We start from the raw sequence: 24826 nt of genomic DNA, 5'->3' as shown, positions 1-24826 counted from the left end.
TGCAGAGAGTCAATCCGACGGGAAGTCAATGTTCCTTGTCGGTGTGCCGGAAGTCGAACACCAGGTCGATGTGCAGGCCCTCGTCGCCACTCTTGATGCGGATGTTGCCCGGCTGGCTGTTCGGACCCTGCTGTTCCGTCGGTTTGAACGAACGGATGGCAGGAATGTCGAGCAGGAACGACAGGTCGCCGTCCGGGAAACGCGGCATGGTGCGTCCGTCACCACCCTTCGGCTCTTCGGGTGTGAAGACGCGGAAGAAGATGCCGTCCGTGCGGCTGTAGACGGTGAACGGAGCCTTGTCACTGCGGATGCCCGCCCAGTAAAGGTTCGCATGATAGCCCTTGAACTCCGGGTAGACGAGGTTCTCGAAGCTTTCGCCCGTGATGGTGTTGTTGTAGTCCTTCTGCCAGATGTTGTAGTTCGTGCCGGGGATGCGGTTCTTCCAGACGCGGTACGGTCCGCGTCCTAGCCACTGCATGCCCGTGCAGAGCTGTTCCGGATAGTCGAACGTGAGTCCCAGGTTGTAGACTTTCGTGTCCATGAAGGCGTCGTCAAAGCCTTCGCCACCCGAGGCGCGGTTCAGCAGCAGGGCGTCCATGTAGAGCAGTCCGTTGTCCGTCAGCTTCCACACGATGGAGTCGGCGCCACCCTGGTAGCGTGCACAGAACACCGCTCCGTCAGCCGCGCGGCGCACGTAACTGCGGTCGGCGTTGTAGCGCATCTTCATGCCCACGGGCAGCGGTCCGTTGGTGAGCGGCACCTCCACGCCGTCGGCCGTCACACGCCGGATGATGCCCGTCGAGTCGTCGAAGGCGACGGTCACCCGGTCGCTCTTCAGTGTCACCGTCCCGTCCCGGCGCACGGCAGTGGCAGGTTCGGTCCATTCGAGGGTCTGCGGGGTGAAGGCGAGCTTCTCTTCATAGTAGGTTCGCGCGTTCTTGATGGGGTAGGTCCACTGGCAGAGGCTGTGCCCGTCGCGGTCGAAGGCTTCCAGTTCCAGCACGTCGCCGTTGCGGAAGGCATCGGGGAGGGAGAAGTGTGCCGTCCCCGTCTCGCCGGGAGCAATGTCGGGCAGGGTGACTGTGCCCTCGGCCAGCACCTCCGCACGCGGATTCCGCTCCAGCAGCGGGGTGGCGCAGAGCAGCACCTTCCATGTCATGCGGCAAGCCGACAGACGGGTGTAGAGGTATTCGTTCGTCACCTGGAACGAGCCGTCGAAGTGGTCCGTGATGAAGAGCGGACGGAGCTGCACGGGCGACCATTGCGCCCGGACGGCATGGAAGCTGCCCTCCTTCTCGCGCCGCGGTCCGAGCACCCCGTCGGGAGCATTCGACTTGTCGGAGTCGAGCACGCCGCCCCGGTCGCTGCGTTTCGGCGCCTCGTCGCAGAACGCCCAGATGAAGCCTCCGGCAAACAGCGGGTTTGTGCACCAGCGGTCCCAGAAGTCGCGCAGTCCCGCGCCGCCTCCCTGGTCGTACATGGCGTGCATGAACTCGGTCGGCATGAACACCTTGTAGCCGTTGGTGAAGCGTGCCACCCCCGTCAGGTAAGCCGGATAATGATGGGTGTCGAGGTCGTTGAAGTCCGCCCACGGGTGGATGACGTGTCGCCGCTGGAAGACGTCGTGTGTGGCAAAGAGGGTGTCGAGGCGCGTGTTCCATCCCCCCTCGTTGCCGTTGCTCCAGATGACGATGCAGGGATGGTTGACGTCCCGTTCGACCATCTCCCGGACGAGGCGCGTGCCCACCTCGGTGTCATACTTGCCGTGCCAGCCCGCCAGCTCGTCGATGTAGACCAGTCCGAGCGAGTCGCACATGTCGAGGAAATGTTCGTCGGGCGGGTAGTGCGAGCGGACGGCATTCATGTTCATCTGCTTGATGAGCTTGGCATCCTCCCTGCTCATGGCTGCGCTCGTCGTGCGTCCGCCGTCGGTCGAGAAGGAGTGCCGGTTGATGCCTTTCAGGACGAGGCGCGTGCCGTTCAGGTAAAGTCCGTCCTGCGGGAAGAACTCCACGGTGCGGAAACCCGTGCGGAACTCGCGCGCCTGGATGACCTTGCCGTCGGGCGACTTCAGTTCCACCCGCGCGACGTAGAGGGTGGGGGATTCCGGTGTCCAGGCGTGGATGTCCTCCCACCGGCTGTCGATGAGCTGCTCCGCACGGTTGTCGGCGATGCGGACGGTCTGGCTGTCACTGCCCGACGCGTTGCGCACCGGTGTCCCGTCGGAGAGGCGCCGCAAGGATGTCGTGAGTGCGTAGCCCTGCGCGTCGCCCTCCATGCGGACCTGTGCGCGGAGCCGTCCGTGCTGGTCGGCATCGAGGATGATGTGCGCCATGTTCACCGCGGGCACGACTTCCAGCCAGACAGGACGGAAGATGCCGCCGAAAAGCCACCAGTCGGCTCGCCGCTCGGCATTGTTGACGCTCTTGTCGGCGGACTGTTTCGCCACCTTCACTTCGAGGGTGTTCTTCTTGCCCGGGCGCAGCAGGTCGGTGATGTCGTAGGAGAAGCGGTAGAAGGCTCCCCGGTGAATGTCCCCGGCGGGCTGTCCGTTGACGCGGACCTCCGCGTCGGTCATGACTCCGTCGAAGAAGAGCTTCACGCGCTGTCCGTTCTCCGTGCGTGGCGCCTTGAACGTGTGTCGGTAGGTCCCTGTCTCGTCGCTGGGCTTTGCCCCCTTGACGGTGTACCAGCGTCCGTAGGTGTATTCGCCGAAGCCCTGCGTCTCCCAGCAGCAAGGCACCTCAATCGGTTTCCAGCTGCCGCTGTTCTGCCCCTTCGAACAGAAGAATTCCCATGTTTTCGTGTCATCGATTCCCGTGCCGGACAAGTAAATCCGTTCCGGATGCGGAGCCTGTGCCCGTAGGCCGAGTGTTGCCCCGAGGAGCATCAGTCCCGTGAGTAGTGTTTGTTTCATAGTTATAACAGGATATGCGAAATGCCTTTGCAGGCTGTTCAAATGTCGCAAAGTTAGTCTTTTTTCAGATAAAGCGACACCTTCAGGCTCCTTTCCCTTTCATCTTTTTCATCGGACGCCGTCGGTCCGCTTTCCCGGTGTGCGCGTCCGGTGCGTTTGTTGCCTGCTTTTCAGGCGGAAGGAAAGGGCTGTTTTCTAAAATGTTTTTGTCAAAACCTAGTGTCTTCTCCGTTTTTTTGTAATTTTGCAACTTTGAAATGCTTAAAGATAAAGAAACTACAAACCATTAAAATATTATAGCTGTGGCAGAAACAAAGTATATCTTCGTTACAGGTGGTGTTGCCTCTTCGTTGGGCAAAGGCATCATTTCATCATCTATCGGTAAACTACTCCAGGCAAGAGGTTACAATGTGACAATCCAGAAATTCGACCCGTACATCAACATCGACCCGGGAACATTGAATCCTTACGAACACGGAGAATGTTACGTGACTGTCGACGGTCACGAGGCCGACCTGGACCTGGGACACTACGAACGTTTCCTGGGCATCCAGACCACGAAAGCCAACAACATCACCACCGGACGTATTTACAAGAGTGTCATTGACAAGGAACGTCGCGGCGACTATTTAGGCAAGACCATCCAGATTATCCCCCACATTACAGACGAAATCAAGCGCAACGTGAAGCTGTTGGGCAACAAGTACAAGTTCGACTTCGTGATTACGGAGATCGGCGGTACGGTGGGCGACATCGAGTCGTTGCCTTATCTGGAGAGCATCCGTCAGTTGAAGTGGGAGCTGGGCCGCAACGCGCTGTGCGTGCACCTGACCTACGTCCCCTATCTGGCAGCTGCCGGTGAGCTGAAGACCAAGCCTACCCAGCACTCCGTGAAGGAACTGCAGTCGGTGGGAATCCAACCCGACATCCTGGTGCTCCGCACCGAGCATGAGCTGAGCACAAGCCTGAAGAAGAAGGTTGCCCTGTTCTGCAATGTCGACGAGTCGGCTGTCATCGAGTCGAGAGATATGCCGTCAATCTACGAAGTACCTTTGCGCATGCAGGCACAGCGACTGGACAGCATCATCCTGGAGAAGGTCGGGCTGCCCGTTGGCGAGACTCCGACGCTCGGCCCGTGGAAAGACTTCCTCAATCGCCGGAACAATGCCACCGAAGCCGTGCACATCGGTCTGGTGGGCAAGTATGACCTGCAGGACGCCTACAAGTCAATCCGTGAAGCCCTGTCGCACGCGGCTACCTACAACGACCGTCGGGCGGACATCCACTTCATCAACAGCGAGAAGCTGACAGACGAGAATGTAGCCGAGGCACTGAAGGGCATGGACGGCATCATCATCTGCCCGGGCTTCGGACAGCGTGGCATCGAGGGCAAGTTCGTCGCTGCCAAGTATGCCCGCACACATAACCTTCCCGCCTTCGGCATCTGCCTGGGTATGCAGTGCATGGCAATCGAGTTTGCCCGCAACGTCCTGGGATACGCCGATGCCAACTCCCGCGAGATGGACGAGAAGACCCCGCACAACGTCATCGACATCATGGAAGAGCAGAAATCCATCACGAACATGGGTGGAACGATGCGTCTGGGTGCCTATGAATGTGTGCTCGACCAGAACTCGAAGACCTTTGAGGCATACGGACAGGTTCACATCCAGGAACGTCACCGTCACCGCTACGAGTTCAACAACGCCTACAAGGCAGAGTACGAGAAGGCAGGCATGCGTTGCGTCGGCATCAACCCGGAATCCGACCTGGTGGAGATTGTCGAAATCACCGGCCTGAAGTGGTACATCGGCACGCAGTTCCATCCGGAATACAGCAGTACGGTGCTGAAGCCCCATCCGTTGTTCATGTCGTTCGTCAAGGCAGCTATCGAGAAATAACACAATCTATCATCCATAATACATAAGAAGTTACATTACCAAGAATGGAAAAAAACACGCTTATCGGGTTCGTCTTGATTGGTGCCGTGTTGATTGGCTTCAGCTTTTTCAACCGCCCCAGCAGTGAGGAACAGGCACAGATGCAGCACTACCAAGATTCCATCCAGGCACTTGTGGAGCAACATGAGGCCAAGCAGGCAGCACAGCAACAGCTGGCGATGCAGCAGGCCGCCGCGGAAGATTCCACCTCGCTTCTTTTCTATGCCCGCCAGGGACAAGAATCCGTAGTCACCTTGCAGAACAATCTGGTCGAACTGAAACTGAACACCAAAGGCGGACGGGTGCAGTCTGCCAAGTTGAAGGAGTACAACGGTCAGGACCATCAACCGCTTGTCCTGTTTGACGGCGAGGATGCCGGACTGAGCTTCGCCTTCAATGGCAAGAACGAGAACATCCGGACCGATGAACTCTATTTTGTCCCCGAACAGGTGACCGACAGCAGTGTCGTGATGCGTCTGCCCATGAATGGTGGCGGACACCTGGACTTCCGCTATGTCCTGCATGCCGACAGCTACATGCTCGACTTCACGATGGAAGCGTCGGGCATGGAGCAGGCATTTGCCCCTTCGGTCAAGACCGTGGACATCCACTGGCACCAGCGTGCCCGTCAGCTGGAGAAAGGCTTCAGCTTTGAGAACCGTTACACCTCCTTGTCCTATAAAGTGAAGGGCGAGGGCAGTGACTACCTGAGCGAGACGAAGGAAGAGACCACCGAAGTAGGCGAGCCGATGGACTGGATTGCCTTCAAGAACCAGTTCTTCTCCTGCGTCTTCATTGCCGGACAGGACTTCAACAACACGACCCTGAAGTCGGTGCCGCAGGCAGAGGGCAGTGGCTACCTGAAGAACTACGATGCCACCACGACGACCTTCTTCGACCCGACCGGCAAGCAGCCCACCCGCATGCAGTTCTATTTCGGACCGAACCACTTCAAGACCTTGCAGGCAACCAATGACCTGGCTGTCGACGGCAAGGACCTGGAGATGGAAGACCTGGTTTACCTGGGCTGGCCGTTGTTCCGCTGGATCAACCGTTGGTTCACCATCAACCTCTTCGACTGGCTGTCCGGCTGGGGCTTGAGCATGGGCATGGTGCTTCTGCTGATGACCATCATCGTGAAGGCAATCGTCTATCCCGCCACGTACAAGTCCTACATGTCGTCTGCCAAGATGCGTGTGCTGAAGCCTTACGTGGACGAAATCAACAAGAAATATCCCAAGCCCGAGGATGCCATGAAGAAGCAGCAGGAGACGATGGCACTCTACAGCCGTTACGGTGTCAGCCCGATGGGCGGCTGTCTGCCTGCCCTGATTCAGATGCCGGTGTTCATCGCCCTCTTCAACTTCGTGCCGAACGCCATCGAGTTGCGTCAGCAGAGCTTCCTGTGGGCGCCGGACCTCTCGACGTATGACGATGTCATCAACTGGGGCGTGCACATTCCTTTGCTGGGCGACCACCTGAGCCTCTTCTGTCTGCTCTTCAGTGTGAGCAACATCATCAATACCTATATCATGATGAAGCAGCAGGATACGGGTGCCAATCCGCAGATGGCTGCCATGAAATGGATGATGTACCTGATGCCGGTGATGTTCATCTTCATCTTCAACAGCTATTCGTCCGGTTTGAACTACTACTACTTCATCTCCGGTCTGATCAGTATCATCATCATGATGGTGCTCCGCAAGACGACCGATGAAGCAGCCCTGCTCGCAAAGCTCGAAGCCCGCATGCTGGCGAACAAGAACAATCCGAAGAAACGCAGTGGCATGATGGAGAAGCTCGCCGCTCTCCAGAAAGAACAGGAACGCATGATGCGTGAACGCGAGGAGCGTGAGCGCGGCAAGCGTCGCTGACAAGTCCTGCCACTTCATCCCGAAAAAACTTCGCGGGAGTATGTCCTTCAGTGGAACATACTCCCGCGAACTGTATCTGCAGGTCCGGTCGGGCCGCCTCATCCGGCTGTCTCTTCCTCCATGTAGATGCCCATCTTCTGCATCAGGAAGCATGCGTTCATGTTCTGTGCGACTCCCTCCTGCATGCGGTAGGAGAAGGTCAGTTCGTTGTTGCTGATGCTTGCCTCAAAGCGGTAGTTGCGTATGTGGTCGGGATAAAGCTCGGCAAGTGTCCCCAGCTGTAAGTCGTGTGTGGCGATGATGCCGTTCGCCTGCAGCCGGATGAACTGCTTGATGAGCGACAGCGAGCCCTTCTGCTTGTCCACCGAGTTGGTGCCTTTCAGAATCTCGTCCAGGATGATGAACAGCTCCTCTCCGGCATTGAGTCGGTCGATGATGCCCTTCAGCCGCTTCAGTTCGGCAAAGAAGTACGATTCGTTGTCGTTGAGCGAGTCGGTCGTGCGCAGGCTGGTCACCAGGTGTGCCGGATAGAACGTCATGCGTTCGGCACAGACCGGTGCACCCATGCAGGCGAGCAGGTAGTTCACGCCGACAGTGCGCAGGTAGGTACTCTTGCCCGCCATGTTCGCTCCGGTGATGATGATGAAGTAGGGACGCTTCTCCATGCGGATGTCGTTGCGTACGCAGCGGTCCCGGTGGATGAGCGGGTGCCCCATGCGTTCGGCAGACAGGGTAAACGGTGTTTCCGTCGGGACGGGGAACGTGTAGTCCGGGTGGTTGTAGGCAAAGGCAGCCAGGGAGCAGAGCGCATCCATTTCACCGATGGCATCGAGCCAGACGGGCAGGCTTCCTGCATACTGCTCCTTCCAGCGTTCGATGCGCATCACCTGACGCACCTCCCAGAACAGGAAGCCGTTCAGGAGGATGTAGGCAAGGATGTTGTTGCGCTGATTCAGGGCGTTCATCTCTTTCGACAGCTGACGGATGGCTTCCGAGGCGGGAGTCTCGCCCGTTTGCAGCCGTCGGCAGCAGGTCGCCAGCACGGTGCTCTGCGGACGCAGTGCCTCCATGAGCTTCATCTGCCGGACGTAACTTCCCAGGATGGCGAGCTTGTCTTCATAGGACATCTGGAAGAGGGAGATGCGCTTCTGCAGGGCAATGCTGGTCACCACACTCAGGATGAACGAGCCGGTGAGCCAATGCCACGAGGTCCATCCCGCCATGCCCAGGATGAAGAACAGGGCGTTGAGTCCGGGGAAGAGATAAGTGGCAAACGTCAGCAGCCGGCTGTGGCGGAACTCCGTGACCGACTCTGCCCAGTGCAGCAGGTTCTCACCGTCGGACAACTTGCCTTTATAGACCATGCCGGTAGCCTGGAACTGTTGGCGGAAGTCAAGCAAAGGTGTCAGTTCGCGCACGGCATCCTGACGCTGCTCGATGTCTGCCTTGCGGTCGAGCGGACGGGCGAACCATCCGGCAAGCCGCTGCCGTCCGAAGTAGGTCGACGTACGGTTGATGTATTGGAACAGGGAGCGGTCGCCAAACAGGTCCAGGTCGTAGGAGTAGGGGTGTGCCGGGTCCTGGAAATCCTTTCCTCCGTCGAAGCAGTCGGTCCGGTAATCGAGGCCCGCCAGTTCGTTCGCGTTGATGTCAATCAGCTGCTGGGTATAGTCCTTGTCGTAGAACAGCCGGTCGTGTACCTTCATCAGGATGAGGAAAGGCACGAGGCAGACGACAATGACAGGAACGACCACGGTCCATCCTTCGTGTCGGAAATAGATGGCACCGGCAATGGCTGCCACAAAGAGCAGCAGGCGGATGGTCCCGATGCGGTAGATGCGTTGCTGGATGCGCGACAGGTGCTGTTCGTGATTCGCCTTGCGCTGTTGGTAGTCTGCAAGGACGGTCTGCAGGGTACGATGAGGTTCCATGGGTTCTTTCTCTGTTTGGGCGTTAATAGATTTTCCGTCGGTTCAACTCTTGCTGGTAGCGGCGGGCGTTGTTCTGATGCTCTGCCAGTGTGGCTGCAAAGTTGTGGCGTCCGGAGAAATCCTCCTTGGCACACATGTAGAGGTAGTCGTGGCGGGTGTAGTTGAGCACGCTCTCGATGCCTGCAATCGAAGGGATACGGATGGGAGCCGGCGGCAGTCCCGGATACAGATAGGTATTGTAAGGTGAGTCCACAGCCAGGTGCTTGTGCAGGATGCGTTTCAGGCTGAAATCGCCGTAGGCAAACTTTACGGTCGGGTCGGCCTGCAGCAGCATGCCGCGCTTCAGTCGGTTCATGTAGAGTCCTGCCACCATCGGCTTCTCGTCGTTCTTTGCAGTCTCTTCATCCACGATGGAAGCCAGGGTCATGACCTCTTCGGGAGTCAGTCCGATTGCCTCCGCTTTCTTCCGGCGTTCTTCGTTCCAGAACCGTTTGTGCTCCTTCTCCATGCGGGAGAAGAAGTCGTCGAGGTCCATGTCCCAGTACACCTGGTAAGTGTTGGGAATGAAGAGACAGGCAATCGTCTGTGTCGTGTAACCCAGTCGGGCGCATACGGTCGAGTCGGCAAGAGCCGAAGCCACTGTCGCCGAGTCAAGCATGATGCGGTCCGCAACGGCAGCAGCCAGCTTGTCTGTGGTGCGTACACTCGGAATGATGAGGTTGACCGGCGTCTGTTGCCCGGTAGACAACCGCCGTATCAGTCCGAACACCGTATCTTCGGGCTTGACAGCGTAACGTCCGCTGCGGATGTGTCCGTCATAGCCGTAGAAGGATGCCAGCCAGCGGAAGCCGGTCAACGTCTTCGGGTTAGCCTTCTCTTCCAGTTGGTGACAGACATTTTCCAGGGTGTCACCCGGACGGATGTATAAATAAGTCGTTTCGTTGAGCGAGAATGTCGGACTGAAGAACAGGTAACAGATGCTTCCTCCGGCGAGGAGAGCCACTGCCAGTGCAGCCAGCAGGCAGTTGCGTATCAGATGCTTGTGTTTCATTCGTTTGGGATTCTTTCAGAGGTTTTGATGCGGGTGGCAAAGTTATGTAAAAAGTTCGTTACGCGGGGGAGTCCGGTTCATAAAATCCGGTCCTTCCGTACAAAATTCCCTTGCAAATCTTTTGTCAGGTATGGTTTTATCGCTACTTTCACGGCAAGAAGCACATCGCTTCTTACGTTTCAAGTCCGTTGAATCATGAAAACACCACGCCAGTTATTGAAAGCCTGCTTCGGCTACGACAGTTTCAGGCCTGTACAGGAAGAAGTCATCAACCACGTCCTGCAAGGGAAAGATGCCCTTGTGCTGATGCCTACGGGCGGCGGAAAATCCCTTTGTTACCAGCTGCCGGCATTGATGCTGGAGGGAACGGCGATTGTCGTGTCCCCACTCATATCCCTGATGAAAGACCAGGTGGAAATACTGCAGGCGCGCGGCATCCGGGCAGAGACCATCAACAGTGGAAACACCGAGGCGGAGAACAGGGCGGTCTGTGAGAAATGCCTGCGTGGCGAAGTGAAGCTGCTGTACATGTCCCCCGAACGCCTGATGACCGAGGTCCCCGAGATTTCACGCTGGATCAGGATATCCCTGTTTGCCGTCGATGAGGCACATTGCATCTCGCACTGGGGATACGACTTCCGTCCGGAATATACCCTGCTGGGCTTTTTGCAGGAGGAGTACCCCGATGTACCGATTCTGGCCTTGACGGCAACCGCGGACTCCGTGACGAGGCGGGACATTATCGAAGGACTCCATCTGCGCAATCCGGAACTGTTTGTCGGTTCTTTCGACCGTCCGAACCTCAGTCTGGACGTGAAGCGCGGCTATACTGCCAGGGAGCGGCTTCAGGTGATTCTGAATGTCATCAGGCGGCATCCGCATGAGAGCGGAATCATCTATTGCCTGACGCGCAACATGACTGATAAGCTGGCGGAGGAGCTGCGCCGGAACGGGATACCGGCGGGTGTCTATCATGCCGGACTGTCGATGGAGGAGCGCCACCGGATGCAGGAGGACTTCGTTCATGACCGCATCGACGTCATGGTGGCGACTGTCGCCTTCGGAATGGGAATCGACAAGCAGAATGTGCGCTTTGTCATCCATTACAACCTGCCCAAGAGCATCGAGAACTATTACCAGGAAATCGGCCGTGGCGGACGCGACGGCTTGCCTACGGAGACCATCCTTTTCTACAACATGGACGATGTGATGACCCTGCGTGGCTTTGCGGCGTCAAGCGGTGAGAAGGAGATGAACCTGGAGAAGCTGAGGCAGATGCAGGAATATGCCGATGCCCAGGTGTGCCGCAGGCGGATTCTGCTTAACTATTTCGGTGAAACGAGAACTTGTGATTGCGGGAACTGCGACGTCTGCATTGCGCCACCCCAACGCTTTGACGGGACGGAACTCGTACAGAAGGCGCTGTCTGCCATTATGCGGACGAAGGAACAAATCAGGCTTACGCTGACGATTGACATCCTGCACGGCAACTGCACCGAAGAAGTCCGTAGCCGGAACTTGCAGTATCTGAAAACCTTCGGGGTCGGACGTGACATCTCTTGCCATGACTGGAGAAACTATCTGATGCAGATGATGCAGATGGGACTGATCAGAAGGGATTATGAGGAAGAACGGCATCTGAAGGTGACGGAGCCGGGGAAGGAGATTCTGTATGGTCGCCGGAGGATTGAGCTGTCCGTCATCGAGCACGAAGATGCCCGTGTACAACGTCTGAAGGATGCCGCCCGCATGAAGCGGACGGACAAATCATAGAGATTGGATGATTTCTGCTAATTTTGCCTCACCAAACAACGTAATTAAGACAGTAACACAATGATTAGAATTTATGGAATGAGCACCTGCCCGGACTGCATGTTCGTGGAGGAGCAGGTCAAAGGCGACAGCCGGTATGAAGTGATAGATATAGGTGAACACATAAGGAACCTGAAGGAGTTCATGCACCTGCGTGACCAGAGTCCGGTGTTTGATGAAGCCAAGCGGAGCGGAGCCGTGGGTATTCCCTGCTTTGTGCTGGAAGACGGAACGGTTACCCTGAACCCCGAAGACGCCGGATTGCATGCCCGTCCGGAGGAGGAAGGACCATCCTGCAGTCTGGATGGAAAAGGATGCTGAGGCGTATGGCAGAGCTTGACAAACCGCGGTGCAGCTGGTGTAACACGGCCAATCCTGCCTATGTCGCCTATCATGACCGGGAATGGGGAGTCCCGGTGCATGATGACGGCAGACTCTTTGAAATGCTGTTGCTGGAATCCTTTCAGGCAGGACTTTCCTGGGAATGTATCCTGAACAAGCGGGAAGCATTCCGTCGGGCATTCGACGGCTTCGATGCGGAACGGATTGCCGGATACGGCGAAGACAAGCTCCAGGCGTTGCAACAGGACAAGGGGATTGTCCGCAACCGACTGAAGATTCGTGCTGCCGTCACCAATGCCCGCGTGTTCAATGAGATTCGTCGGGAATATGGTTCGTTTGACCGGTATATCTGGGGCTTCACACAAGGGAACATCCTCCATGAGACCGGTCAGACCACTTCCACCTTGTCCGATGCCGTCTCCAAGGACCTTTCCCGCCGGGGAATGAAGTTCGTAGGCAGCACCATCATCTACTCCTACCTGCAAGCCATCGGCATCATCAATTCCCATGAAGCCGGCTGCTGGCGGGCGGAATCCCCATCCGTTACTTCTTCTTCAACCTTCTGATGAACTCCGACGGGGTGCAGCCAAACTCCTCCTTGAAGCATTGGCGGAAGTAATTCATGTTGTTGATTCCCACTTTGAAGGCTACCTCCGAGATGCTGTAACGTCCCTGCAACAGATATTCCTCAGCAGACTTCATCCGTATCTTGCGGATGTATTCGTTGGCAGACATCCCGGTGATCGCTTTCATTTTGCGGTAGAGCGTGGAGCTGCTCATGCAGAGTTGCTCGGAGAGGTAGTTGATGTCGAGCTTGTCGGATGCCAGACGGGATGTGATGAGCTCGTTGATTTTATCGATAAACTCCTTGTCCAGTCGGTTGAGAGACTCTTCGAGCACTTCCGGACGATTGTCCACCGTGGCGGTCTTGTCGCTGAAGTGTTGTGCCAGCTGACGGCGGATGCGCAGCAGGTTGTGGATGCGGCTTCGCAGCAGACTGGCGCTGCAGGGCTTGGTCAGGTAGGAATCCACTCCGACCGTGTAGCCTTCTTCTTTATCTTTGAGAGAGTCTTTGGCTGTAAGTGCGATGAGGGGGATGTGGCTGGTGCGGATATCCTGACGCAGATGCTTGCATAGCTCCATGCCATCCATCAGCGGCATCATGATGTCGGTGACGATGATGTCGGGGGTGTAGGTGAAGGCTTTCTCCTTCCCTTCTTCTCCATTGGCTGCTGTCAGGATGTCAAACTCATCAGACAGGGAGTCGGCGAGGTATTGCCGGATGTCCATGTTGTCTTCCACAATCAGCAGGATGGGCTTTGCCCCGTCCGCCATGCCTGCATAGACATCGGTCGCCGGAAGAGTATCGGACGTAACTTCCCGCGTCTCGGGAGCGTTGGCTTCCGCATGCAAGGCATCCGGATAGGTTGCATCTCTCTGCAGCCAGACGTGGAAAGTGCTTCCACGCATCGGTTCGCTCTCGACCGTGATTTCTCCCTCATGCAGCGTCACGAGGTTCTTGACCAGTGCCAGCCCGATGCCTGTGCCGGAAGCCTGGTGCTGTCCGTTCTCCTGATAGTAACGTTCGAAGATGTGCGGCAGGGCTTCGGGGCTGATGCCATATCCCGTGTCGCTCACCCACAGGTCGATGGAAGGCGTTCCCAGGTGTACCGTCTCTTTCACCCCGACCCGTACTTCTCCCTTCTCCGTATACTTCAGGGCATTCGAGATGAGGTTGTCCAATACGATATTGACCACCTCTTTGTCATAGTATGCCTCCAGCGTATCCTTTCCGTCCGTGTCGATGACAAAGTCCACCGCATGCTTCAAGTGCAGCTCCTTGTACTTGATGCCGATTTCGTAGACCGTTTCCACCAGATTGCCTTTCTGCACACACAGCCGTTTGTTCTGCGTCTCTGTTTTCCGGAACTCCAGGAGCTGGTTGATGATGTCGAGCAGACGCAGGGCACTTTGGTGAATCATTGTGATGCGCCTGGCATCTCCCGGCACCAGCGAATTGTTCTTCTGCAGGTCTTCCAGCGGACCGATGATGAGGGTCAGCGGTGTGCGCAGTTCGTGGGTGATGTTCGTGTAGAACCGCAGACGCTCGTTGTTCAGGTCCTGTTCGCGTGCACGGCTTTGTTTCTCGATGCGGTACATGGCTTTGGTGTGGAGCATCCTTTGCCAGGCATACGACAGGTAGGTGATCAGTCCCAGTCCCAACAGGATGTAGAGGATTTCCGCCCATTCGCTCAGGTAGAAGGGCGGTACGATGCGGATGTCCAGGGAGGTTACCCTGTCGCTCCATGCCTGGTTGCGGATACGTGTCTTCAGCTGCAACTGATAGCTGCCCGGTGTCAGGTTGCGGAATGTCAGGCTGTTGCTCCTCGGTACGGTGTACCACGTGTTGTCTAGCCCCTCCAGCCGGTAGGCATATTCCACATCGTTCTTCAGGGCGAAGTCGGGGATGGTGAACGTCACGTCGAACGTGTTCTCCCGGTAATCCAGCTCCACGTCCTGCCTGTTGCCGATGGTCAGTGTCCGGTCTTTCTGCCGGCTGTTGAGCGAGCCGATGACCCTCAGGCTTGTGATGACGGCTGAAGGAGCGACACGGGGCTTCAGCACTTCATCGGGGTGGAAGTAGCACAGTCCGTCGATGGAACCGAAGTAGAAGTTTCCTTTCGTGTCGGTTGCTACACTTCCGGGGTTGAAGCTGCCAAGCGGAAGATTGTCCGAAGCGTCATAGTTGGAGCACCTTTGTCTGTCGGCATGCAGGCAGCTGATGCTCTTGTTCGTGCTGAACCAGATGTTCCCCCGGCGGTCGCCCACAATGCCGCAGACAAAGGTGTTGGAGAGACCTTCGTTTCTGCCATATACTTTATAAGTATCTCGTTTCCAACCTTGTGGGGGGGGGGTAAGCAACCAGTCCATCACCAGTCCCGACCCAGACTGTCCCGCGCGCATCCCTGAACAGACAGTTGACCGTGTTGGAGGGGAAATGCGTGCTCATGTTGAAGGTCTTCAACAGCTTGAAGTTCCGGTCGAGCACCATCAGTCCGTCGCCGAACGAGCCGACCCAGTAGTTCCCGTCTGCATCTTCCAGCAGGCAGCGCGTCAGCTTGTTTCCCGGTGTGTAATGCCCGACGGGTGCATGGCTGAGGCGGTCCAGCTCATAGATGCCTGAGCTGGTGCAGAGCAGGATGTTTCCCCGTGCATTTTCGCTGATGTGGCGCACATCAACCCCTTGCAGTTCCGGGTGGGGCAGGATGGCAGGCCTGCCTTTCAGTTCCGGGTCCTGACAGGCGACGCCTCCGTAGTACAGTCCGAACCACAGTCCGCCCTGCTTGTCGCGGTATGCCGCTTGCACGAGATTGGCTTGCAGACCGAACACCTCGTGGCGTGTCCCTTTCCGGAAATGGTTGATGTCCCCGTCGTCGCTACCAATCCAGACTTCGTCATTGCTGTCGAGGACTACACAGGCGACGTTCCGCCGGGTCATGCTGTTTTGTGTATGTGCAGGGTTGTGGGTATATTCATACTTGTGGAAGAGGGGAGGGTTCTTGCGGATGAAGTCCACACCGCCTCCGTAAGTCCCGACCCAGACGTTGCCGAAGCTGTCCTGGAACAGTCGGCGTACCCGTGAATGGGAGAGGTAGCTGCTGTTGTCGCCTGCCTCAATGAAGCGGATGGAGAAGTCGCCGGGAGAGCGGAAGCCCGAATAGGACAGGTCGAGAATGGCAATGCCCCCGAAGTCCAGGGCAATCCATATCCTGTTGTCGGAGGTCTGCCGGATGTCCAGCACCGGGTGGGACAGGCGGCGGTCCTTGTCCGTCAGTCGGTAAAAACGTCGGGCGGACGCATCGAAGAGCATGACACCCCGTTCCGTCCCGACCCAGATGCGTCCCGCATTGTCCTGGTAGATGCAGTTCACTTCACTGCCTTCCAGGCTGTGCGGGTTACCGGGCTGTGGCATGTAGTTTACTGCGGTCTTCTCTCGGATGGAGATGACGGAAAAACCGTGGCGGACATGTCCGGCATAGAGGTTGCCGTCACCGCCATCGAGTACCGTCCACAGCTGGTTGTCTGGCAGTCCCTCGACGGTAGAAGTGTTGTAGTGGGTGAAACGTCCGGTACGCTTGTCCAGATAGTCGATGCCCTGCCAATAGGTGGACAGCCAGATGTTGCCGTCGTGGGCGGCTGCCACATGGGTCACGTCGTCGGTTATCAGACTCTCCGGACGGGCATCGTCATGCTGGTAATAGGTGAAACGTCCCGTCTCGTAATTGTAGGCATTCAGTCCGTTGCGTTGCGTCGCAATCCACAGGACCGGTTCGTGAGGGTCATCGAGCAGGGAATTCAGTTCGTTGCCTGAGATGCTGTTGTCGTTGTTTTTGTAGTAATTCAGTACCTGAATGCCATCGAAGCGATTCAGCCCTTCTTCCGTGGCGAACCACAGGAACCCCTGTTTGTCCTGCGTAATGCCCAGGACATAATTGTTCGACAGTCCTTCGGCAAGACCGATAGACTGTATGGAGTAGGGTTGCGCTCCCGTCAGGCAAACACACAACCACGAGACAAGAAACATGAAAACTCTTTTCACCATCAGCTTATCATTACCACGTGACACACCCGGATGAACCGTTCCCGGGGAAGCATATCCCCTTTCCGGTCATATTGTTTGTGGGCAAAGATAGCCAAGATATTTTATACGACTTCATAACCGGGTGAAAAAGCACGAGCCATTTCATCCTTGACCTTAGCTCGATAAGAAGAGGAGGAAATGACTCGTTGCAACTTTGCTTTCTGTTACTTCTGAATTGGATTCTCAGACTTGCGTGATGGGGATATGAAAGTTTTTTTATTGGAAGTCTATCCTTATTGGAAGTGTATATTGTACCCGTACATTCTTTCCATTTTGCTGTCCCGGTATCCAGCGAGGCATACTATTGACGAGTCGTAATACCTCTTTATCATAATATGTAGGATCGATACCACGGACTATTTTTGCACCGGAAATAGAGCCGTCACGATTCACGACGAACCTCACTATCACACGTCCCCGGATATCTGATTCTTGGTCGCTAGCTTTTAAGTTTTTGGTGATGTATTTCAGCAGTTGAAACATTCCTCCGGGAAATTCTGGCATTTTTTCCACCATCGTGTAGATTATGTCTTCGTCCTGAGTTTCCATCTTGTCTACGATTACAATCTTTTTAAATGGGATACCCTCATACTTTTCCTGTTCCGAACCAAAGCCACTCTCATTTTTTATTTTTTCAGCAATGCTTCTGATTTCTGCTCCAAAGAATTCAGGTAGCCGATCAATAGATGACTCGTTATTCTCTCCTTGTTCATAGTAAATCTTTTCTTTGCAGATCAGTTCTCCCACGATGGTCGAATCTTTGGCAGGGTTATATGCGGCGACATAATCCTGAGGATTGACATCAGGAAACTCATGTCTTGTTATTTTTCCGGTCGATACGTTCTGGGTCTGTTTGGCAACCAATAATCCGTGTACATATTTTTCGGTATCGACATAAAGGTTACCATTCAATTTGTAACCCTTTTTCCAGTTCCCATCGGGAAAACCGTCATCGTCAAATTGACCGGATAGCGTCCAATCTTCATTCAGTGTTTTCCTGGTTTTCTTCACCGGACCTGTGATTCGGTTGTTCTTCATTTGGAACATTGCTCCTTCATGAACCAATGTGCCTTCCATGCGTCCGTTTACATAATTGATGATCGCTGAAAAGCCTGCAAACTTGATTTTTCCACCGTCAGTCTTATCCTCGTAGGTCCACATTCCATCCTTTACGCCGTTTTTGTAGTTTCCTGAAGCAGATAGGATTTTGGTATACGGGATGTTCATCCCTCTTTCCACACCAACTCCTTTATCACTTTTATTGTAAGTGAATTTTCCATGCTTTACACGTCCCCCATTCTCATCTTCATAATAAGTATAGGTGGCTTGTCCACCTTCGTAGAGTCCACTGTAGGTTTTGAGTGTCTGTCCGATGCTTACTTGCGTCATGAGCATCAACAATAAGGTTGAGATGATGATTCGTTTCATGTTATCAGATGATTTGAAATGCGCAAATGATGAGGAAATACGCCCACTCTTCCAGTCTGTTGTTGAGCAGCATCGGTATGGGTGAACAGCCCAAAGTTATGGATTTATTTGGATTGCCTGGTTCTTTTTTAAAGAAAAAGCAAAAAAAACTTTTTCAATCCGGTAAGTTGGTGATGTACACAACTTCCTAATAAATGCAAACGGCTGGAAGAAACCTTCTCCCCATCCATTGTGGCATAGTAGTTTCTTTCTAGTTTTGTGGCGTTTCGGACCTCCTTGTTCCCTGACGCCTTGTCGACTGAGCAGCAGGACGTCTGTGAAACTAATACCATCTAAACCTTATGATGAAAAAGCTGGCAACCATCCTCCTGGCGGCATCCCCTCTGCTCCATGCCGCAGCACAAGAGAAACCCAGACAGGAAGTGTCTCTCCTGGCGGGACTGATTTATGACACGACCTACGAACTGGAGGCATCCTTCCATTATCTCATCCACCCCTGCATCGGTATCGGAGGCGGACTGGGATATTACAAGCAGTGGGAGGGGTATGCGCCGTCCGGTGAGCTGAATTCCGGGAAATGGACTTCCTGGAATGTGGCGGATGACGACCGGAAAATCGGCAAGCTATACCTTGCTCCTTCGGTGCTGCTCCGTACGCCCCGTCTGTTCTCTATCGGCAAGTGCGGGGTGCACGTCTCCTTTCAACCGGAACTGATGGCACAACTGCCTTATACCCTCATCGGTGTGGAGTATCATGACTCACGGACGAATGCTTCGAAAACAAGTCTCCGCAGTACGAACGACGGGAAGTGGCTTTTCTGGAACACGCGGACGATGCTGACCGTGTCGCATAAAAACCGTTTCTATTCCATCGGTTACCGTTTCTCCAACCTGGATGTATACTCCTCTTATCGCCCTTTGCGCATCGAGCATGCGACGTTGGGAGACTCCTATCCTTCCAAGAAGTACACTTACGGTCTTTTCGTGCAGGTAGGAGGGAGGTTTTAGTTATTTATTAATACAAAAATTGAAAACAATGAAGAAGTTCTTTTATTTCCTACTGCTTGCGATAGCCGTGCAAGGAGCGGCAGCACAGCAAAACACATCCTTCAGTCTTATTGACTTGCCTTATCCCACCAATGGTCTGGAACCTGTCATCAGCCAAACGACCATCGAGCTGCATCATGGCAAGCACCTGCAAGGCTACGTGAACAATGTGAACAAACTCGTGAAAGACACGTCCTGGGAGGGTAAGACGATAGAGGATATCGTCAGGGGTTCCGAAGGGTCACTGTATAACAATGCAGGACAGATGCTCAACCACAATCTATACTTCACCGCCTTCTCTCCCAACGGAGGTGGTGAGCCGACCGGTCCTCTTGCAGACGCCATCAAGGCAAAATGGGAGAGCGTGGATCATTTCAAGGAAGCCTTCGTGAAGGCTGGTACCTCGCTCTTCGGCTCTGGATGGGTGTGGCTCGCCAAGGACGGTAACGGACAGTTGCTCATCAAGACCTATCCCAACGGAGGAAATCCTGTAAGAGACAATCTGACACCACTTTTGGGTTTTGATGTATGGGAGCATGCCTATTATCTCGACTATCAGAACCGAAGGGCCGACCACCTGAAAGCGCTCTGGAAAATCGTGGACTGGAACGTTGTGTCCCAACGCTTCACCGACTCTCGGCCGGAGAAGAGAGCCGAGCCATGACGGGGTGGGTGCAGTGAGAGTAAGTACGGAATAGTGAATTGAACAACGGCCCCTTTATCAAAGTTGGGATTGAGTTTTAATCGGATAAAATACCTTCCTATTCCTCGTCCTTTCTTCACCTTGACAAAATGTCAAATGAACCGCCTGAGAGTGCCTTTCCTCGCACTAAAATACGATTTGGTGAATTTCGTGGCATTCTCAGGCGATTTGCAAAATTCACTTTGATGCCTATTTGTGCTGGATACTGTCTTCGTGACCGGTTATACGTGTGAAGTCCTTCATTGCTAACGCACGGTGGATGCTTCGTGATGCTTTATGAAAGCTTCCGATTTATTGACGCGACTCATCTTCTGGAGAGTGAAACTTGAGATTTCTCTCCTTCATCTCCCGAATATTGGACTTTCACGGATGAAACAATATTGTTTGAGAAGTGAAACTATATTGTTTGACTCATCAAACACTTGTGTTTCGCAGGTCAAACAATATTCTTTGGGCGTTGAAATGTAAATATCTTGGAATTGAGATGTACAGTTTTCTAAAATTGGAGGCTTTTTGAGCGACTTTCGTTAGCATTACTTTGCATTTGCTCGCTAGTTTGATGGAATTTCCAAAAGTATGCGTTAGCGGAAGATAGAGATTCCGGTGATTTTGTCAAGCAGAAGGGAAGAATGGGTTGCGTTTTGTTTGACTCAAATTGGGAATGATTGAGCGGAATACCCTTCGACGCCATCGAGAGCTTCTTTGCTGAATACCTGCGCTAGGACAGTTCGGGGGTTCGTGTCGCGGTTTGAAAAGAAATCCCTATCTTTGTCCGTTGATTACGAACCTCCTGAACTATGGATATACGACATAAGACCTCACTCCTCTGTACCCTTCTGTTTTGTCTGCCCCTGTATCTGTGGGCGTCGGTGGAAGTGCGTTCCCGTCACATGACCACCCACGACGGCATTGCCAACAACTCCATCCGTTGCATCTTCCAGGACAGCAAAGGGTTCCTTTGGATGGGAACGCTCAACGGACTGAGCCGCTACGACGGCAGCTCGTTCCTGAATTTCTATCCCGAGACCGACAAGCTCTCGCTGGCTGACCACCGTATCCGCCGGATTGATGAGGACAAGCACGGCTTCCTGTGGATCAACCTGACCAACGAGATGTACAGCTGCTACGATTTGAACCACGGATGCTTCGTCGACTTCACCGGATGCGGGGAATACGGCGAACGCTACGGGAGCAAGCTTCAGACGTCTCTTGGCGACATCTGGCTGTGGCACAAGTCGAACGGATGTCGCTGGATCTGCTACCGCAAGCGACCTGACGGCGACGGATTCAGGTCCATCGCTTTCAAGCAGGAGAAGGGCAACCTCCCTTCCAATCATGTGACCTATGTCTATGAGGACTACCGTCAACGCATCTGGATCGGTATGGACAAGGGGGTGGCTCTGACGGAGCAGGACGGCAAGACACGTCTGCTGGTCCGCGACCCGAATGCCTATGCGGCACAGTCGTTCGGGAAGGCAGTCTATTTCCTCTCTTCGCGCGGCGTCATCTCTGCCATTGAAGACGGAAGCGAGACTCCCGTCGAGGTGGCACGCATCCCCCGTGTCGTTGAAGAGTCCGTCCTGGGGACCCTGTCGTTGCAGGACGACTGGTATATCTTCACCACCCGGGGAGGCTATGTCCTGCATACCCGTACGGGGCAGCTCACGTCCGCCGGACAGCTCAACATCCCCAATGCACAGGTGACGCAGGACAACCGGGGCAACTACTGGCTGTACAACGGTACCGGCGTGGTGTGGCATGTCAACGTGAAGACGCACGAGGTCATCCACTTCCGCCTGATGGAACCCTATCAGATGGGGTACATCGACCGTGAACGCTACAGCTTCGTGCACGACTCGCGCGACATTCTCTGGATGTCGACCTACGGGAACGGGCTGTTTGCCTACGACCTGCACACCGGAGAGCTGCAACACTTCACGGCGAACATGGACGGTTCGAGCCACATCCGTTCCAACTTCCTGCAATACCTGATGGAGGACAGCAGCCAGGGCATCTGGATCAGTTCGGAGTTTACGGGGGTGTCCCGTCTCTCGGTGCTGAACGAGAGCGTGCAGCGTATCTACCCCAACGGTATCAACAGCCTGGGCGCTCCCAACATCATCCGGGTGGTGACCCGCCTGAAGGACGACGGACACATCTGGGTCAGTGCCCGCAACGGCAGCCTCTATGTCTGTGACAACGACCTCAACGTGCTCTCCAAGGAGCATTTTGAACATTCCAATATCTATGCCGTGGCGGAGGACCGTCAGGGGAAAGTGTGGCTGGGCAGCCGCGGCAACGGACTGCGCATCGACGGCAAATGGTACGTCAGCGACCGCGAGAAGCCCGGCAGCCTGGGGTTCAACCACATCTTCTGCTTCCTCTGCGACAGCAAGGGGCGCATGTGGATAGGGACCTTCGGTGGCGGACTGGACCTGGCAGTGCCACAGGCTGACGGCACCTACACCTTCCGTCATTTCCTGAACAAGACATACGGGCAGCGTCAGGTGCGCTCCCTGCTGGAGGACCACAACGGACGGATCTGGGTGGGGACCAGCGACGGTGCCTTCGTCTTCCGTCCCGAGGAGCTGTTGGCTGATTCTGACCGCTATGTGGAGTTCAGCAGCCGGAACGGCAAGCTGCGGAACAACGAAATCAAGTGCCTGTATGAGGACCGCAACGGACGCATGTGGCTGGGAACGTCGGGCGCGGGCATCTGTGTCTGTCAGCCGGACAAGGACCTCGCCAGCTCCACCTTCCGCCACTACACGACCAACGAGGGACTGGTGAACGACATGGTGCAGTCCATCATCGAGGACCGTGACGGACGCTTCTGGATTTCCACCGAGTACGGTATCTCCTGCTTCAATCCTTCCGACCACTCCTTCCAGAACTACTTCTTCTCCGCCTTCGAGCTGGGGAACGTGTACATCGAGAACAGCGGTTGCATGTTGCCCGACGGACGCATCGCCTTCGGTTCGAACTACGGGCTGGTGGTGTTCGACCCGCGTACGGTGAAGAGCAACCATGCCTCCCGGGCATTCGACCGTGTCGTGCTGACCTCCCTGCGCATCAACGGGGTCGAGACCCGTCCGAACACACCCGGCTCTCCGCTGGAGAACGACATCGCCTACACGGACCGCCTCCGTCTGAACCACAAGCAGAACTCCCTCATCATCACCTTCTCGACCTTCAACTATTCGCCCGAGAACGAAGCCAACTATACCTACAAGCTGGAGAACTACGACAAGGAGTGGGTGGCGCCGTCGTCGTTGAACTTCGCCATCTACCGCAACCTTCCGCCGGGCAAATACGTCCTGCGTGTGAAGTCCTGCAAGGGCTCGGGGACGACGGGCTGCAAGGAGACCACACTCGACATCGTCATTGCTCCGCCTTTCTACCAGACGACGTGGGCCTACCTGTTCTACGTCCTGCTGTGCATCCTGATAGCCTGGCTGCTCTTCCGCCTGATACACAAGTTCAACACGTTGCGCAACCGCATCGAGGTGGAGAAGCAGCTGACGGAGTACAAGCTGGTGTTCTTCACCAACATCTCGCATGAGTTCCGGACGCCGCTCACCCTGATACAGGGAGCACTGGAGCGCATCGCCGGCTTCCAGCGGATTCCCCGCGAGATGCTTCCGTCTCTGAAAATCATGGAGAAGAGCACCCTGCGCCTGCTGAGGCTCATCAACCAGTTGCTGGAGTTCCGCAAGATGCAGAACAACAAGCTGGCGCTCTCGCTCGAAGAGACCGACGTGATGGCGTTCTTCTATGAAATCTTCCTTACGTTCCGGGACATGGCTGCGTCCAAGGACATCGACTTCCGCTTCCTGCCGTCCGTGGAATCCTACACCATGTTCATCGACAAGGGGAATCTGGACAAGGTGGTCTACAACCTGCTCTCGAATGCCTTCAAGTACACGCCTTCCAACGGACAGGTGCTCTTCCGTGTCAAGGTGAACGAGGAGGCAGGAACACTGGACATCAGTGTGTCCGACACCGGTGTGGGCATCCCCAAGGAGAAACGGGGCGAGCTGTTCAACCGTTTCATGCAGAGCAGCTTCTCTGCCAACAGTGTGGGAGTGGGGCTGCACCTGACCCACGAGCTGGTCAACATCCACAAGGGGACCATCACCTACCGGGAGAACGAGGGCGGAGGTTCGGTGTTCACCGTGACCCTTCCGCTGCATGCCGATGCCTACGAGGAGAAAGACTTCCTCAAGCCCAGCCGTCTGCAGGCGGAAGACCCGGCAATCTCCTTCCTCGACCGGGAGGAGGGGACGGAGACCGACGGACGGGACGACCTGCCCCAGCCCGGTGCGTCGCTGAACCCACGCAAGGTGTTGATTATCGAGGACGACGACGATGTGCGCCGCTTCCTGCAGGAGGAGATAAGCCGCTACTTCGAGGTGCATGCCAAGCCCGACGGGAAGTCCGGTCTGGAGGAGGCGCGTGCCTACAACCCGGACCTGATAATCTGCGACGTCCTGATGCCCGGCATGAATGGCTTTGAGGTGACACGCCGCCTGAAGGAGGACTTCAACACCTGTCACATCCCCGTGGTGCTGCTCACCGCACTGGACTCTGCCGACAAGCGGCTGGAAGGCATGAAGAAGGGGGCAGACCTCTACATCGGCAAGCCCTTCAGCCTGAAATACCTGCTGACCTGCATCATGAAGCTCATCGAGCAACGCGACAAGCTGCGCGACAAGTTCTCCAGGGACTCGTCGGCAAAGACCAACGTGCTGGTTGCCTCCGAGCTCGACCAGAAGTTCATCGATGAACTGAACGCACTCATCGGGCAGCGTCTGGCAGACCCCGCCCTGTCCATCAACGACCTGATGACCGCCATGCATCTGGGACGCACGACCTTTAATAATAAGGTGTGCGGCATCACGGGCTATACCCCGAGCAAATACATCCGCCTGCTCCGCCTGAAGAAGTCGGCGGAGCTGTTGCTCGAACAGAAGTACAACGTCTCCGAGGTCTGCTACATGGTGGGCTTCAGCGACCCCTACTACTTCAGCAAGTGCTTCAAGCAGCAGTTCGGGGTGCCGCCTTCCTGCTATGCCGGTCAGGAAAGGGCGGGCGAGCCTGAAGAGGCGGAGACGAAGGAATAAGCCGGATAAGCAGAGAG

Annotated in this window: 14 protein-coding genes; 8 read left to right on the top strand and 6 right to left on the bottom strand. The window is 55.4% G+C overall.

What is annotated here, in order from left to right; all coding sequences use genetic code 11:
* Positions 1-25: 25 nt before the first annotated feature.
* On the bottom strand, positions 26-2917 hold the full coding sequence (locus C8275_RS11770; protein ID WP_106625330.1) for a glycoside hydrolase family 2 TIM barrel-domain containing protein: 2892 nt from the start codon (positions 2915-2917) through the stop codon (positions 26-28).
* A gap of 302 nt (positions 2918-3219) precedes the next feature.
* Between C8275_RS11770 and C8275_RS11765 the strand changes: the two genes are divergently transcribed.
* Together C8275_RS11765 and yidC are read left to right on the top strand one after the other, a co-directional pair.
* Positions 3220-4818, top strand: coding sequence for a CTP synthase (locus tag C8275_RS11765; protein WP_106625329.1), 1599 nt, complete (start codon positions 3220-3222; stop codon positions 4816-4818).
* Positions 4819-4862: 44 nt separating this feature from the next.
* Positions 4863-6731, top strand: coding sequence for a membrane protein insertase YidC (gene yidC, locus C8275_RS11760; protein ID WP_022384231.1), 1869 nt, complete (start codon positions 4863-4865; stop codon positions 6729-6731).
* Between the two features lie 98 nt (positions 6732-6829).
* Here the strand turns inward: yidC and C8275_RS11755 are convergent, their stop codons facing one another.
* Together C8275_RS11755 and mltG are read right to left on the bottom strand one after the other, a co-directional pair.
* Positions 6830-8662: a MutS family DNA mismatch repair protein gene (locus C8275_RS11755; protein ID WP_106625328.1), complete on the bottom strand. Its 1833-nt coding sequence runs from the start codon at positions 8660-8662 to the stop codon at positions 6830-6832.
* 22 nt (positions 8663-8684) lie between these two features.
* Positions 8685-9713, bottom strand: coding sequence for an endolytic transglycosylase MltG (mltG, locus tag C8275_RS11750; RefSeq protein ID WP_106625327.1), 1029 nt, complete (start codon positions 9711-9713; stop codon positions 8685-8687).
* A 195-nt stretch (positions 9714-9908) separates the two neighbouring features.
* Between mltG and C8275_RS11745 the strand changes: the two genes are divergently transcribed.
* The 3 genes from C8275_RS11745 to C8275_RS11735 are packed head-to-tail and all read left to right on the top strand — an operon-like array spanning position 9909 to position 12433.
* Entirely contained in the window at positions 9909-11486 is a 1578-nt protein-coding gene (locus C8275_RS11745) for an ATP-dependent DNA helicase RecQ (protein ID WP_106625326.1), read from the top strand.
* Positions 11487-11546: 60 nt separating this feature from the next.
* Positions 11547-11846, top strand: coding sequence for a glutaredoxin-related protein (locus C8275_RS11740; RefSeq protein ID WP_106625325.1), 300 nt, complete (start codon positions 11547-11549; stop codon positions 11844-11846).
* Positions 11847-11851: 5 nt separating this feature from the next.
* Positions 11852-12433 (top strand): DNA-3-methyladenine glycosylase I, encoded by a 582-nt coding sequence (locus tag C8275_RS11735; RefSeq protein WP_106625324.1) that lies wholly within the window; start codon positions 11852-11854, stop codon positions 12431-12433.
* On the opposite strand, the gene C8275_RS14885 is transcribed toward C8275_RS11735, so the two are convergent.
* The 3 genes from C8275_RS14885 to C8275_RS11725 all read right to left on the bottom strand — a co-directional run bounded on the left by C8275_RS14885 (position 12411) and on the right by C8275_RS11725 (position 17937).
* Positions 12411-14789, bottom strand: a complete 2379-nt coding sequence (locus C8275_RS14885) for a hybrid sensor histidine kinase/response regulator transcription factor (RefSeq protein WP_234395765.1) — start codon at positions 14787-14789, stop codon at positions 12411-12413. The two genes, C8275_RS11735 and C8275_RS14885, sit on opposite strands and share 23 nt — an antisense overlap.
* Positions 14746-16470 (bottom strand): two-component regulator propeller domain-containing protein, encoded by a 1725-nt coding sequence (locus tag C8275_RS14880; protein WP_234395764.1) that lies wholly within the window; start codon positions 16468-16470, stop codon positions 14746-14748. The genes C8275_RS14885 and C8275_RS14880 overlap by 44 nt, the downstream gene beginning before the upstream one ends.
* Positions 16471-16725: 255 nt before the next feature.
* Positions 16726-17937: an energy transducer TonB gene (locus C8275_RS11725; protein ID WP_106625323.1), complete on the bottom strand. Its 1212-nt coding sequence runs from the start codon at positions 17935-17937 to the stop codon at positions 16726-16728.
* A 341-nt stretch (positions 17938-18278) separates the two neighbouring features.
* Between C8275_RS11725 and C8275_RS11720 the strand changes: the two genes are divergently transcribed.
* From C8275_RS11720 to C8275_RS11710, 3 genes are all read left to right on the top strand, one after another.
* A complete protein-coding gene (locus tag C8275_RS11720; RefSeq protein WP_106625322.1) occupies positions 18279-18944 on the top strand; it encodes a hypothetical protein in 666 nt (221 codons plus the stop codon).
* Between the two features lie 28 nt (positions 18945-18972).
* Positions 18973-19647: a superoxide dismutase gene (locus tag C8275_RS11715; RefSeq protein ID WP_106625321.1), complete on the top strand. Its 675-nt coding sequence runs from the start codon at positions 18973-18975 to the stop codon at positions 19645-19647.
* Between the two features lie 836 nt (positions 19648-20483).
* Positions 20484-24809: a two-component regulator propeller domain-containing protein gene (locus tag C8275_RS11710; RefSeq protein ID WP_106625320.1), complete on the top strand. Its 4326-nt coding sequence runs from the start codon at positions 20484-20486 to the stop codon at positions 24807-24809.
* Positions 24810-24826: the final 17 nt, after the last annotated feature.

It is taken from the genome of Bacteroides sp. Marseille-P3684, assembly GCF_900291465.1.
GTDB lineage: Bacteria > Bacteroidota > Bacteroidia > Bacteroidales > Bacteroidaceae > Phocaeicola_A.
This window is presented reverse-complemented; position numbering and strand designations above follow the sequence as displayed.

What these genes read in the sequence shown, in the direction of transcription:
- C8275_RS11745 (WP_106625326.1), top strand. Translation starts at nt 9,909, where the DNA reads ATGAAAACACCACGCCAGTTATTGAAAGCCTGCTTCGGCTACGACAGT.
- C8275_RS11725 (WP_106625323.1), bottom strand. Translation starts at nt 17,937, where the DNA reads ATGAAACGAATCATCATCTCAACCTTATTGTTGATGCTCATGACGCAA.
- yidC (WP_022384231.1), top strand. Translation starts at nt 4,863, where the DNA reads ATGGAAAAAAACACGCTTATCGGGTTCGTCTTGATTGGTGCCGTGTTG.
- mltG (WP_106625327.1), bottom strand. Translation starts at nt 9,713, where the DNA reads ATGAAACACAAGCATCTGATACGCAACTGCCTGCTGGCTGCACTGGCA.
- C8275_RS11770 (WP_106625330.1), bottom strand. Translation starts at nt 2,917, where the DNA reads ATGAAACAAACACTACTCACGGGACTGATGCTCCTCGGGGCAACACTC.
- C8275_RS11755 (WP_106625328.1), bottom strand. Translation starts at nt 8,662, where the DNA reads ATGGAACCTCATCGTACCCTGCAGACCGTCCTTGCAGACTACCAACAG.
- C8275_RS14880 (WP_234395764.1), bottom strand. Translation starts at nt 16,470, where the DNA reads ATGGTGAAAAGAGTTTTCATGTTTCTTGTCTCGTGGTTGTGTGTTTGC.
- C8275_RS11720 (WP_106625322.1), top strand. Translation starts at nt 18,279, where the DNA reads ATGATGAAAAAGCTGGCAACCATCCTCCTGGCGGCATCCCCTCTGCTC.
- C8275_RS11740 (WP_106625325.1), top strand. Translation starts at nt 11,547, where the DNA reads ATGATTAGAATTTATGGAATGAGCACCTGCCCGGACTGCATGTTCGTG.
- C8275_RS11710 (WP_106625320.1), top strand. Translation starts at nt 20,484, where the DNA reads ATGGATATACGACATAAGACCTCACTCCTCTGTACCCTTCTGTTTTGT.
- C8275_RS11735 (WP_106625324.1), top strand. Translation starts at nt 11,852, where the DNA reads ATGGCAGAGCTTGACAAACCGCGGTGCAGCTGGTGTAACACGGCCAAT.
- C8275_RS11715 (WP_106625321.1), top strand. Translation starts at nt 18,973, where the DNA reads ATGAAGAAGTTCTTTTATTTCCTACTGCTTGCGATAGCCGTGCAAGGA.